Raw genomic sequence first — 13,165 nt, 5'->3', positions numbered from 1 at the left:
CTTCGGGTCACAGCTTCACGCCGACGTAGGGTTTGCCCTCGACCGTCTCCACCCGGATGCTGTCGACCTGTTCCGGGTCGATCAGGGCGCTGCCGTCGAGCGTGGTGCCGTCGGCCTGGCCCTTCTCGGACACCAGCCAACTGCCGGCCAGCACGGTGCTGCCGTCCTTGCCGACCACCAGGAGGCGGCAGCGCTCTCCCCGGGGGATCCCGGTGATCGCGGCGTTGATCCGCACCCAACCGGGTGCCGGGGTCATGGCCACGGTCAGCCGGGCGCCGGTCTGCGGGTCGGACGCGCTGACGTTCCGGACTCCCGGACCGGCGGCGGTCACCGAGGCGGACGGCCCGGGCTGGGCCTCGATCTGCGGAGCGTCGGCGGTCGTGCGGCCGAGGACGACGCCGCCCGAGACGGCGGCGGCGATGACCACCGCCGCGGCGGCGCTGAAGATCACGCCCCGGCGCTGACGCCGGCCGGACGACTCGCTCCGCACCTGCCGCAGGGTGCGCTGCAGCAGCAGGTCCCCGCCCTCCGGCGGGCCGTCGAGCAGCATCGCGTCCGGCACCGCTTGGAGCGCCATCGTCCATTCCTGCAGCGACTCGACCTCTGTCCGGCACTCCGCGCAGCCCGCCAGGTGTTCCTCTACCTGCCGGACCTGCTCCTCGTCGAGCGCGCCCATCAGATAGCCGCCAATGTCCACGTGGTCACTGGTCGGCATCGAGCTGTCGGATTTCATGAGGCAGACCGTTCCACCCCGGCTGGGCGTCCCGCGATGTCGCGGAGCGCCCGGAGTGCGTAGTAGGAGCGTGACTTGACCGTGCCCGGCGGGATACCCAGCGCCTTCGCGGCTTCCGCGACTGTACTCCCGAGTAGGTATACCTGTTCAAGCACCTCGCGGTGCTCGCGAGAGAGATGGTTGAGAGCGTCCATCACGACCATCGAATTGACCACCTGATCGGCGTGGTCGCGCTCGACAGCGACGTCTGTCGGACTCTCCGGAACCTCGGCCGGTCGCGCCTTCCGGGCACGTACCGTGTCAGTGACGATGTTGCGTACCACGGTAAGCAGCCACCCCCGAACCGAACCCTTGCCGTTGACCAGACTGTCCGGGTGACGCCAGGCCCGCACGAGGGCTTCCTGGACGACGTCCTCCGCGGCGGCGCGGTCGCGGGTCAGCTGCGTCGCATAAGCGAGCATCGCGCGGCCGTGCTCCTCGTAGAGGGATCGGACCAAGGCCTCGTCTGCTACTGCCTGCTGACGAACGGGCCTCAACCCCGCCATACGTACCACCCTTTATTGGCCTCACGACGCCGGTCCCCACCGGTGCCCACAGGCCACCAGGATGCCTGCTGCGTTCCCGTTTACTGGAGATCGCGGGCGAATGTGTATTTCTGCTCACGTCGTTGCGCCGTCAACTATTGCCCGGCCGGCGCGGCGGCCTTGTTGCCGTCCGGGCCCACCACGAACCAGAGCCCGTCGACGCCCTGCCCGGAGACCCGGCCCGGCACCTTGTCCTCCGCGTAGCGGTAGACCGGCCAGCCGCCCACGGTCACCTGCTGGGTGCCGTCCGGGCGGGCCGTCGCGCCGAGTCCGGCGGGATCGAGGTTCTCGAACTTGATCTTCTCGCTGACCAGTACGGGAAGCCACTGCAGGAGGCAGCCCTCGGTGCAGTTCGACCGGGACGGCGAGGAGTCGTCCTTGTCGAACCGGTAGAGGGTGAAGCCCTGTCCGTCGAGGATCACCGGACCGAGCTCCGGGTTCTCGCCGAGCTGTACCGACGCCGGCCAGTAGCCGCCGTCGCGGCTGCGTTTGCCCAGATCGTCCTGCGGACCGGCTCCGGCCGGCTGCTGCGCGGCACCGGAGTCCGGCTGGGACTCGCTGCTGCCGGAGTCCGGCCGGGACGTGCTGTTGCCGGAGTCCGGCTGGGGCAGGGCGACCGGGTCGGTCACCGTGGTGGTGCACCCGGTCGCGAGCAGCGCCACGGAGAGCGTCACCGAGCCGAGCAGCGTACGGGGGATGCGAGCTTTCATCGCCACACCAATCGATCGACGGGTTCGGACAGGAGCGGGCCGGTCAACCGCGGCGGCCGGGGACGAGCCGGCCGCGCGGCGTCGGACGGTCCAGGTGAAGCCCGAGCACTCCGACGTCGAGGGACCCGTCGGCGTCGGCCGCGAACCGCCAGGCCGCGTTCGGGGCGTCACCGACGACGAGCACGGCGGCCGTACCCTCCGAGACCGCCGCCAGCGCGCCGAGGCGCTCCAACTCGGCCGGTGGGATCGGGGCGGTCACCACCACCAGGTGGTCGCGCAGCACCTCGCCACCGTCGCCGGACGGCGTCAGCAGGTACTCCGCGTCGGCAATGACCCGGACCCGTTCCGGAGCCGTCGACGCGGCGGGCAGCGTGCCGACCACGCTGATCACCACGGACGCCGCCGCCGGATGCCGGGCGATCTCGTCGAGGAAGGAAACCGCCACGCGCATCGCGGCCGCGGGATCCCCGGTGAGCGCGACGATGCCCGGGGCGCGGCCCAGGTTGACCACGGCCAGCTCGCCCCCGACCGTGCCGACGGTGGCGAGCAGCGGCAGTTCACCGCTGTCGTCGAGGTTCTGGTCGAGCTGCCAGCTGGGCGCCTCCCAGATCGCACCCTGCTGCCGCGCCTGCCACGGTGGTGGGGCCTCCGGCAGCGCGGGGGCGAGTCGCAGCGAGACCCGGTCCGGGCCGATCAGTGCCGCGTACACCTGCGCCTGGCCGGCCTGCGTGGCGAGCTGCCGCAACGCGCGGTCCAGGACCGCCCGGGAGCCCGACGCCGGCGCCGGGTGTGCGGACTCCGCCGGGCGGCGGCGCTGTCCCAGCAGGATCGGCACCAGTACGACGACGGCCAGCACCAGGAGCGTGCCCACGCCGAGCAGCGCCGCGGTGATCGGCCGGAGGCCCAGGATCAGGGTCTCCTCGCCGTCGACGGGTGGCGCCGGCTGCACCGCGGCCGGCTGGGGCCGGTCGGCGGGTGGCGCCTCCGGCTGCTGGCCGGCGGGCTGCTGACCCGCCGGCGGCGTGGCCGTCGGCGGTGCGCCGATCCGGATCTCGCCGGAGGTCGCGCCCTCGGGGAGGACGAAGACCCAGCCGGCGCGGATCGACTGCGCCGGTTCGGTCAGCACGAGACCGTCCGGCTGCGTCCGCCCCCGGTTGAGCTCGAAGATCTCCGGCCAGCGCCGGCTGTCGCCGAGCACCCGGTCGGCGACCCCCGGCAGGGTCAGGTCGCTCTCCGTGCCCGGTTGCCCCGGCACCACCCAGTACGGCACCGAGGGCTCCACGGCGCTCGCCGTGCCCGGGGTCAGCGGCAGCAGCAGGAACACCAGTGCGGCGCCGGTGGCGAGCAACCGGCCCTTCGCCGGCCGGGACGACCGGCGTAACGCGGCGCGGAGCAGCCTGCGCATGAACTACCTCACTCACACCTTTGTCGTGACATGTACGGGTCGCCCGCGACTCGGAGACGGTGGCTACCGACGCGTACACGTAAGCGGGGCCCGAACAGGTTCAGTGCCGGGCGTGGATCGGTCCGCCTCCCCGGCCCGCTCGGTGTGACGGCGTGGTGACACCGAGCGGGATCCGAGGGAACGCGGGCCGGGCGGGCCGGGCCGCGGGCGGTCAGGCGAGGTCGGACGCGGGAAGCCGCAGCTCCAGCGCGCTGCCCGGGTTGAGCACCAGGTATCGGTCACCCATGGACGCGGCGAGCTCCCGGGCCGGCCACCGCTCCCAGTACTGCCACTGCGCCGGGTCGGGCAGGTACTGGTCCGAGGTGAACGCGTGCACCACCGGCCGGTCGAGGCCGGCGTCCAGGTCGGCGACGCCGACCTCCGGCACGTGGGGTACGAGAACCGTCGCCTCGCGCAGCGCGTTGCGGACCTCCTCGTCCCCGCCCAGGCCGGTGACCGCCAACTGCAACGCGTTCTCCAGCTCGTTCGCCGGAACGGGGAACCCGAGCGCGACCGGGGTGGGCCGGTAGTTCGGGTTCCGCCGGAACTCGTCGCCGATCTCGCCCCGCTCGTCCACCCGGAACGCGCCGACGACCGCCCAGCCGGGCACGTCCTCGGCCCCCTCGAAGGCCGGATCGATCGCGTAGATCCAGCTCTCCGGGGTCTGCTTCGCCCGCCGGCGCAGCTCGTCGGTCACCGTCGGCGGTGGCACTGTCGTCACCATTGCTGTCATCTCCTCGCCCTGGTCCTGCTCGCTCTGCTGATACCCGCCGCCCGGGGCTCGCCCGGCCGGTTCGGGCTCGTTCGGGACGGCGCTGTCGTCGACCTTCGTCCGCGTCATGTTCCTGGCCGGTACTTCGGGTTGGGCACCTCTTCATGCAGGTACTTGGCGAGGTTCGGATCCTGCGGGACCTTGATCTTGAGGCCGGGCACCGTCTTGGTCGGGTCGAGAGGATCCGGCACCTGCGCGCCCGGAGTGTTGTAGTGGCCGTCGATGCGGATGGCCGAGACGATCCGATCCGACGGGATGCGGTCGTAGGCCGACCACTCGTCCTGGAACTTCATCAACTGGAGGTTCGGGTTCTGCGTCGGCGCGTGCAGCATCGGATCCCGCGGGTCGATGGTGTAGAGCCACCCCTCGCGCTTGCGGTACAACTCCCCGTCCGAGCCGGTCTTGCCGATGATCCCGATCTTGGGATCCGTCTGGTGCCGGATGAAGCTCAGCGCCACGTCCGGATTGCCGGTGGTGGAGATGAAGCCGCTACCCCCGGGGTTGTGCTGGTGCTTCGCGAGGTTGTAATGCGGTGACGTGCCGTCGAGCACGGCGTTGGACTTCAACCCGTCCTTGAAGATGACGTCCGGACCGAGGCTGGAGCCGTGGTACACGAACTTCGGCTTGGGCGGGTTCGGTGCCCGGAAGAAACCGAGATGGTCCTGCACGACGACGCCGTTCGGCTTCTGCAGACCGATGTCGCCGAGGTCGGCGTCGTCGGCCCCCAGGTCGTCCGGCCGAGTCGGGCGGTTCCCGCCCGACGAACCAGCGGTGTCGGGCAGGCTCCGAGCGTCGGTGCCCCCGCCCGGAGAGCCCGGGGTACTGCTCGACGAGCCGGCGGTGCAGGCCAGGCCGAGCGGATCGGCCGCCGCGTACGGATTCGGCACGTAGCCGGCCGGATCCGGTGCCGGCGCGAGGCCGAGCGGATCCTGGCTGACGTACCGGCCGCTGATCGGGTCGTAGTAGCGGTAGACGTTGTAGTGCAGACCGGTCTCCGGGTCCAGGTACTGCCCGGGGAAGCGCAGCGGGATCATGCCCGAGGCGTCGGCGCCGGGTGCCGCACCCCACAGGCTTGCGTCGTTGCGCCACACCAGCGCGCCGTCGGCGTCGACGAGGTCGGTGGGTGTGCCGACCAGGTCGGTGACGATCGCGTAGAAGCGCTCGCCGAGCTCGTCCCGCTCGTCCCGGACGGTCTGCGCCACCGGGCGCTGCTCCTGCGGGTGGTACTCCCAGCTGGTCACCCGGGTCCGGCCGCGCTCGTCGGTCTGCGCCTGCTCGACCAGGAGCGATCCGTCCCAGACGAAGTCCACCTTCTCGACCGGGGCCGGGTCGTCGCCGACGAACCGCTGCTTGCCGATCCGGCGACCCAGCGGGTCGTAGCGGTAACGCCAGCGGTCGCCCTCCGGCGTCCGCACCCCGACCAGCCGATCGTGGGCGTCCCACTCGAAGTGCCACGTACGGTCCCCACCGGCCGGGTCGGTCAACGTCCGGCTGACCATCCGGCCCTGCGCGTCGTACCGGTAGCGGACCCCGCCCGCCTCGGTGACCAGGTTGCCGTCGTAGCGCAGCTCCCCGGCGTACGGCAGGCCGGACACCCGGGCCGACGTCAGATTGCCGGTCGCGTCGTACCGGTAGTCCTCGACCCGGCCCGCGCCCCGGACGGCGAGCACCCGGCCCGCCTCGTCCAGGGTGAAGTCGACCCGGCCCGTCACGTCCTCGTCGATGCCGGCGAGCAGGCCGTCGGCCCGGTAGTCGAACCGGCGCTGCCGCAGGCCGGGCAGCACCTGTGCGGCGAGCTGCCGGTCGGCGCCGAAGGTCTGCTCGAGCACCACCTGACCGTCGAGGCTGCGCCGCAGCTCCCGGCCCTGCCAGTCGTGCCGGAAGCCGAGCGTGTGCCCCGCGGTGACCAACGAGTCGAGATTTCCGAACGGGTCGTACGCCCAGACGCTCTCCGACCCGTGGGGGGTGCGGCGGTGCCGGGCGCCGGTCCGGTCGTCGTAGCGGAAGGAGAGGGTCCGGCCGTTCGTGGTGTGCGCCACCACCCGCCCGGCCTCGTCGCGCTCGATCACCACCTCGGCGTCGGCGTTCTCGGCCGCCACCAGCCGGCCGACCGCGTCGTAGCGGTACCGGGTGGTGCCGGACCCGGTTCGCCGCTCGACCACGTTGCCGAGCAGGTCGTGCTCGTACTCGGTGACCTCACCCAGCCCGTTCGTCGACCGGACCAGCTGACCGGCCGCGTCGTAGTCGTACCGCCGTACCCGGCCGTTGAAGTCGACCTCCTCGACCAGCCGGCCCGCCGGGTCGTAGGTGTAGCTCCACTGCAGGCCACGGGGATCGGTGACCCGGGTCAGCCGCAGCTCGGCGTCGTACTCGTAGCCGGTCCGGGCGCCGGTGGCGTCGACGGTGGCGAGCACCAGGTCGAACGGTCCGTACTCGGTGCGGGTCACGTGGCCCGCGGCGTCGGTCCGCTCGATCGGGTTGCCCTCGTCGTCGTAGCGCACCCGTTCGAGCCGGCCGCGTGCGTCGAGCCGGTGGGCCCGGCGCCCGGCGAGCGCCGCGTCCCGGACCGGGTCGTCCGCGCGCAGCCGGTCGTAGTCGAACGGCTCGGCCACCCCGACCTGCCCGCCGTCGGGGTCCGGTGCGGTGTCGTAGCTGCGGGTGAGCAGCCGCTCGCCGACCTGCACCGCGACGGTGCTGGCCGCGGCGTCGCCGCCGCTGGTGACCTGCGCCTCGGTGCCGTCCGGACGGATCAGCGTGCTCAGCCGGCCGTCGGCGTCGTACTCGTAACGGGTGGTCCGGCCCAGCGGGTCGATCCGGGCCAGCAGCTGGTTGTAGCGGCCCCACTCGTACCGGGTGGTGTTGCCCAGCGGGTCGGTCTCGCTCGCCACGTGCCGCAGGTCGTCCAGCCGGTAGACGGTGACGTTGCCGAGCGAGTCGGTGTACGTCGTGGTCCGCTCGGTGGGGTCGTAGGCGAGGGTGCCGTTCAGGAATCCGTCCGCGCCCTCGGTACGTACGCAGCGGCCGCTCGCGTCGTACGTGTACCGGTACTCGACCCCGTTGCGGTCGTGCCAGCCGGTGATCCGGCCGGCCTCGTCGTACCCGAAGCGCATCGGTCGGCCGGAGGTGTTGTCGACCTCCACGAGCCGGCCCTGCTCGTCGTAGCGGTAGCGGGCGATCAGCTCGGTGGGCCGCCCGCCCGGATCCGTCCGGTGCAGGGCGGTGACCCGGTTGCCCGAGGTGCTGACGGCGATCCACTGCCCGTCCGCGTGCCGCAACGCGACCGGCGCCTGCCGCGCGTCCCGCGCCACCTCCAGCCGGTTGCCGTCACCGTCGACGACCGCCGCGAGCCGGCTGACCGCGCCGGAGAGCAGGAAGAGGCTGGACCGGCCGGCTACCGGGTCGGTCACCACGGCGGTGCCGTCCGCGTGCACCGTGAGTGGCCATCGCGGCCCCTCGACGGGGAGGACCGGCTCGCCCGGGGTTCCCGGCGGGTAGACCAGGATCGTGCCGTCGGGGGCGAAGTAGCAGACGCCCTGCGCGTCGAATTCGAGCCGCTGGTCGAGGGTGGAGGCCCAGCTCGGTCCGAACCAACCGCCCGCCCGGTACGACGAGAGGTGGGTCCGCTCCAGCGGCACCAGGAAGGGCGCGGGCAGCTCCAGGTCGATCTGGGAGAGCACCATCTCGCCGGTGGCGACGTCGATCGGGTCGGTGACGCACTTGCGTACGTCGATCGACAGGGAGGTGTCCTTCGGGACGGGGGGCCGGTTGGCGCCCGCGCCCTTGCCGGGCAGCGCACCCCCGATCGTCTTTCCGCCGCCACCGTTCAGGCCGCGGGTGGCTCCCTTGACGCCGTCGCCGGCCAGGCCGAGGGCCTTGCCGCCCTTGGCGGCGAACTTCATGACCAGCGCGCCGGCCCGGCCGCCCGGGATCAGGCCGAGGGCCAGCCCGCCGGCGGCCAATCCGATCTCGGCGGGGTCTCCGCCGAGCACGGCCGACGCGAGGTCGATCGCGCCGGAGAGCAGGCCGATCGCCTCGCCGAGCGGCGGGAAGATGAACGACGCGATCACCGAGATCACGTCCAGGACGGTGGTGATCCACTGGATCACCGTGCTGCGCAGGAATTCGATGAACGCCTCGAACGCCTCGACGATCTTGTCCCAGAGCGACCGCTGTGGCGCGTCCTTCGCCAACTGTCGAAGCGTCCCGGCTGCCGTACGGGCGGCCTGTTCGCGCAGCGCGGTCGCCTGACCGATCAGCGCCTTCGCCTGGTCGAGCGCCTGCCGGGCCTCGTCGGCGCGGTTCTGGGCGGCGGTGGCGTCGTCGGTGGCCTTGTCCTTCGCGGCCTGGGCGGCCTCCGGGTCGCCACCCAGCGCGGTGATCGCGGCCTGCGCCGCCGAGACCGCCGCCTGCGCGGCACCCTGGTCCCCGGAGGCCTGCCGGGCCTGCTCCAGGGCCTGCACCGACATCTTCTGCGCCTCTTCGAGCGACGGCAGGTAGCGCAGGTACGCGTCGGCCGCCGCCGCGTACGAGTGCGCCATCCCGTCCAGCCGCCCGGGCAGCTTGCCGATCAGGTCACGGAAGGCCTCCATCGCCTTGCCCTGGCCGACGTCGATCTGGCTGCCGGAAGCGAGCAGGTCGTGCGCCTCCTGAGTCGATCGGGCCAACTCCTGGTAGGCCCGGGTGATCTCCTCAAAGGACTCCGGATCACCCGGCACCGGGTCGGAGTCGAGCTGCAACACCGACCACTCGGCGTCACCTGGACGCGTCATGACCAACCTCCCCTATCGCACCGTCTCGGCTTTCCGCCGCCCGCTCCTGCGGGTGAGCCGGACGCGTGGACGTCGGCCGACCCGAACACGTACTCAGGACCGAACGGGTTCATCGCGGGCTCGGATCGGTGGCGGGCTCCTGGGCCCCGTTCCCGCAGGTCGATCCGCCGGAGTCACTCGGTTTCGGTGACGGCCTCACGCAGCACGTCGGCGAAGAGCCGCATCGAGGCGGGACCGCCCGGATTGAGCAGCACGTCGACGCCCTCGGGTAGCAGCTCCACCAGCTCGGCGCTACTGACCTGCCGCCAGCCCGCTGCTCGCACCCGAAGCCGGTCCGCCGCACCCGTGACGACCAGCACGCACGGTGCCCCGTCGGGGGCCGGTGCCACGATGACGCGATCCTCGTCGTCGACCGCGACCTCGGTCAGACTGTCCCGCAGCGCGAGCAGCACCAGGCCCGGTTCGGCACGCCCTGCCACGACCAACTTCGCCGCCGCGTCGACCGGTCCGGTCGGCGCGTCCTGGCCGCTGGGCAGGTAGAGCGGATTCGGCTCGAACGCGCCGACCGTTCCGTCGTCGTCGACGAGCCAGCCGCCGACGATCGACTCCACCGGCGGTACCGCACCGGACTGGTCGTCGGCCTCCGGGGGCGGCGACCAGTCGCTGTCGAGCAGCAGCATCCAGTTACGGTCAAGACCGGTGTCGTCCTGTTCGCTCACTTGCCCACTCCCTTACTGGTATTCGATTCGACGAACTTGCCCGTGCTCCCGACCTCGATCTGGCCACCCGGGTGGCCAGGTGCCCCTGGGCGGCGCGGGCTCCGGTGGCGCTCTTTCGCCGCCCGGGTCCGGCGAACGGTTCGCCGGCTGCTCCTGTTCGCCGGTCTCCGGCCGTACATCGGGACGCCTACCTGCTGAAGTCGGGCAACGGGTCGCCGAAGTCCAAGGGGGGAAGCTGCGGCGGAGTGGTTGCCGGGGGAGCAGCTGCCGGCGGAGGTGACGGGTGGCCGGCTCCGGGCGAGACCAGCGGGCGGAACTCGCCCTTGTTGGAGACCGCGATGGTGGCGAAGTCTCCGCCGGGGACGTTGACCTTGCCTTGGAAGTCCTTCGGCCGGGTGGTCCACACGGTGTCGGTCGCCGCGTAGATCTGCCGGCCGTTGCCGAGGTCCTGCATCACCTGGCTGAACTGCGGGGCGACCTTGCCGTCCTTCGCCCCGAAACTGCAGGCGATCATGGTGATGGAGCTGTCGGGGTTCGCTCCGGCGGCGTCCTTGAACACCGAGTTGTGGTGCAGGACCTTGGCGAACTCCCCACCGGAGACGTTCACCACCTTGCCGTTCTTCAACTGCAGGCCGACGTCCTTCGCGCTGCTGTGCGCCATGACGAACATCGGGTCGTTGGCCTCCCCGGCCCAGGGCGCGCGGCGGAGCTGGTCGAACTCGAAGTCCGGCCGCGGCTGACCGAGCTTTCCACCTACCGCCTCGGTCGGCCGCTCGCCGGGCACGCTCTTGAAGACCGCTCGCCCGTCGGGGGCCAGATCCGGGCCCCGGTACTTGCCGGTGGAGAGGTTGGTGTCCACGCTCGCCCACTCGGCGCGGCTCTTGGTGTCGCTGGCGCTCAACGGGAAACTCACGCCGATCTGCTTGCCGTCACCGTTGAGCACCGGTTCGGCCCGGACGTCGCCGATGTCGAAACGCGTCTTCATGCCGAAGCGGTTCCTGCCGACGATGGTGTTCTCGTTCGCCGGGGGTCGGGATTTGAACCGTGCCGCCAGATCGCCCAGGTTCTTTCCGGCGGAGGTGAACGCTCCCTTGATCGTCTTGCCGGGGCCGTAGCTCACCGCGCCCGTGTCCAGGCTCTTCGCGCCGGCGTTGGGTGGGGTTCTGACGTTGGTCAGTTGTTTGGTGCCGGTCTTGATGCCGTCTTTGATGGTGCCTTTGAGGGCGAATTTCATGACCTTGCCGACGAGCCGGCCGCCGGGTACGAGTCCGAGCGCGAGTCCACCGGCGGCGAGTCCGATCTCGGCGGGGTTTCCGGTGAGGATGGCGGCGCCGAGTTCGATTGCGCCGGAGAGGAGCCCGATCGCTTCGCCGAGCGGGGGAAAGATGAAGAACGCGATGGTGGAGAGCACGTCGAGGACGGTGGTGATCCACTCGATGACGGTGCTGCGGAGGAATTCGATGAAGGCGCGGAACGCTTCGGCGATCTTCTCCCAGAGGGATCGCTGGGGTGCGTCCTTGGCGAGCTGCCGCAGGGTCTCGGCGGCGGTGCGGGCGGCCTGGTCGCGGAGGGCGGTCGCCTGACCGAGGAGGGACTTCGCCTGGTCGAGGGCTTGTCGGGCGTCGTCGGTTCGGCGCTGGGCGGCGGCGAGGTCGTCGTCGGCCCTGTCCTTGGCGTCTTTGGCGGCGTCGGTGTCCCCGGTGAGGGCGGTGAGCGCGGCCTGCGCCGAGGAGAGCGCGGCCTGCGCGGCACCCTGGTCGCCGGAGGCCTGTCGAGCCTGTTCGAGGGCGCGCAGTGACATGGTCTGCGCCTCTTCCAGAGACGGCAGGTAGCGCAGGTAGGCCTCGGCGGCCGAGGCGTAGGAGTGGGCCATGCGGTCGAGGCGGGGCGGCAGCTTGCCGATCAGGTCCTTGAAGGCCTCCATGGCTTTGCCCTGGCCGACGTCGATCTGGCCGCCCGAGGCGAGCAGGTCGTGTGCCTCCTGGGTGGTTCGGGCCAACTCCTGGTAGGCGCGGGTGATCTCCTCGAAGGACTCCGGATCACCCGGCACCGGATCCGAGTCGAGTTCCAACACCGACCACTCGGCCGTTCCTGGACGTGCCATGACCAACCTCCCCATCGCACTGTCTGGGCATCCGGCATCAGGTCGAATGCCGGGAGCCGGCTCGCACACGTAGCGGGCAGGAGATCGGTTCAGGCGGTCTGAACCGCTCCGGCCGACCGTCCGTGTACCGCGCAGAGCCGTTCACGGCTCCCGGAGGAAGGGCGGAGATGAGCGAGCGGATGGTCAGGCTCGGTGTGCTGCTGCCTCGTCACGGCAGGAAGCGGAGCGGGGGTGCCGCCATGAGCGGGCGCGGCGTGGGAGCGTCGGAATGAGCGTGATCGACGTACCCGGTGTGGAGTTGGAGCGGGTGCACGACCTGTTGCAGCGCACCAAGGACCTGATGGACAGCGCGCCGATCAGGTCGATGGGGTCCGTCGTCGACACCCTCGGGCAGCGGGAGTTGGAGAAGGCCGCCCACGAGTTCGAGAAGCGGTGGGGCGACGGCCGGCACGTCGTGGCGAAGGACCTGGAAGGCGTACGCGACGCCTCGAAGGCGGTGGCCGACGCGTTCCGCGAGACGGACGAGCAGACGGTCAACGCCCTCACGAGCCCGGACGAGGCGACGAGTTGACGAACGAGGGAGCCAGCACAGTGACCGGCGCGACAACCACGTCCCCGACCCCGACCGGCTTCGAGCTGCGAACCCCGGACGACTGGGTGGACTACTCGGTCGCCGACGAGGCGAGCGAGAACCGGATGGCGAACGAGGTGTGGACGCGGGCCCGCGACGGCGGGTTCACCGAGGACCAGGCCGGGCAGTACGCCGAGCAGCTACGCCGCTCGGTGCGGCAGGCCCGCGCCGCCGGAGCGGTGCACGCCGCCGGCACGTTCCAGGTCTACGAGGACGGTCCGCTCACCGCGACCGTGCTGGTCTCGGTGGTCACCCCGCCGGCGACCGGTGACATCCTCGGCGCGCTGACCGCGGTCGGGCAGCCGGCCCGACCCGACGGGACCTGGCGTCGGGTGAGCACCGCCCAGATTCCCACGATCGGCACGGTCGGCCGGGTGCACGGCATCCAGAACGTCACCCAGGACGGCGCCACCATGCGCTGTGCCGTGATGCACACGGTCGTACCGCTGCCGGGCTCGGCGAACGTCCTGCTGGTCACCGGTTCGAGTCCGAACCTCGCGGAGGCGGAGGAGCTCTTCGAGCTCTTCGCCACGATCACCGCGACACTGATCTTCACCTGGGAGGGGGACGGCCGCGCGCTCACGCCGCAGGCGGCGTCTCCCGTCGGAGTCGGCGGCTAGGGGGTAGCTGCCGGCTTCACGTCGGGGGGACACCGGGGGCGGTGTCCCCCCGACCTTTTTCAGCTACGGATACGCCGGC

Annotated in this window: 10 protein-coding genes; 2 read left to right on the top strand and 8 right to left on the bottom strand. The window is 71.5% G+C overall.

Going from position 1 to position 13,165, the window contains the following annotated elements; genetic code table 11:
• Positions 1–7: 7 nt before the first annotated feature.
• The 8 genes from D7147_RS27635 to D7147_RS33595 all read right to left on the bottom strand — a co-directional run bounded on the left by D7147_RS27635 (position 8) and on the right by D7147_RS33595 (position 11,835).
• The gene (locus tag D7147_RS27635) at positions 8–733 is read right to left on the bottom strand and encodes an anti-sigma factor (RefSeq protein ID WP_120682844.1); all 726 of its coding nucleotides are present in this window, start codon (positions 731–733) and stop codon (positions 8–10) included.
• On the bottom strand, positions 730–1,278 hold the full coding sequence (locus D7147_RS27630; protein WP_120682842.1) for a sigma-70 family RNA polymerase sigma factor: 549 nt from the start codon (positions 1,276–1,278) through the stop codon (positions 730–732). The genes D7147_RS27635 and D7147_RS27630 overlap by 4 nt, the downstream gene beginning before the upstream one ends.
• 134 nt (positions 1,279–1,412) lie before the next feature.
• Positions 1,413–2,027, bottom strand: a complete 615-nt coding sequence (locus D7147_RS27625) for a COG4315 family predicted lipoprotein (RefSeq protein ID WP_147437459.1) — start codon at positions 2,025–2,027, stop codon at positions 1,413–1,415.
• A 43-nt stretch (positions 2,028–2,070) separates the two neighbouring features.
• A complete protein-coding gene (locus tag D7147_RS27620; protein WP_120682838.1) occupies positions 2,071–3,432 on the bottom strand; it encodes a hypothetical protein in 1,362 nt (453 codons plus the stop codon).
• A gap of 211 nt (positions 3,433–3,643) precedes the next feature.
• Entirely contained in the window at positions 3,644–4,312 is a 669-nt protein-coding gene (locus D7147_RS27615; protein WP_120682836.1) for a type VII secretion system-associated protein, read from the bottom strand.
• Complete coding sequence (locus D7147_RS27610) at positions 4,309–9,012, bottom strand: DUF6531 domain-containing protein (protein WP_120682835.1); 4,704 nt, start codon at positions 9,010–9,012, stop codon at positions 4,309–4,311. The genes D7147_RS27615 and D7147_RS27610 overlap by 4 nt, the downstream gene beginning before the upstream one ends.
• Before the next feature lie 173 nt (positions 9,013–9,185).
• Positions 9,186–9,731, bottom strand: coding sequence for a type VII secretion system-associated protein (locus D7147_RS27605; protein WP_120682834.1), 546 nt, complete (start codon positions 9,729–9,731; stop codon positions 9,186–9,188).
• Positions 9,732–9,918: 187 nt separating this feature from the next.
• The gene (locus D7147_RS33595) at positions 9,919–11,835 is read right to left on the bottom strand and encodes a putative T7SS-secreted protein (RefSeq protein WP_147434705.1); all 1,917 of its coding nucleotides are present in this window, start codon (positions 11,833–11,835) and stop codon (positions 9,919–9,921) included.
• 268 nt (positions 11,836–12,103) lie between these two features.
• Between D7147_RS33595 and D7147_RS27595 the strand changes: the two genes are divergently transcribed.
• The gene (locus D7147_RS27595; RefSeq protein WP_120682832.1) at positions 12,104–12,406 is read left to right on the top strand and encodes a hypothetical protein; all 303 of its coding nucleotides are present in this window, start codon (positions 12,104–12,106) and stop codon (positions 12,404–12,406) included.
• Between the two features lie 20 nt (positions 12,407–12,426).
• A complete protein-coding gene (locus tag D7147_RS27590) occupies positions 12,427–13,086 on the top strand; it encodes a hypothetical protein (RefSeq protein WP_120682831.1) in 660 nt (219 codons plus the stop codon).
• Positions 13,087–13,165 lie beyond the last annotated feature (79 nt).

The sequence above is a fragment of the Micromonospora musae genome, assembly GCF_003626545.1.
In the GTDB taxonomy this organism is placed as follows: Bacteria; Actinomycetota; Actinomycetes; order Mycobacteriales; family Micromonosporaceae; genus Micromonospora; species Micromonospora musae.
This window is presented reverse-complemented; position numbering and strand designations above follow the sequence as displayed.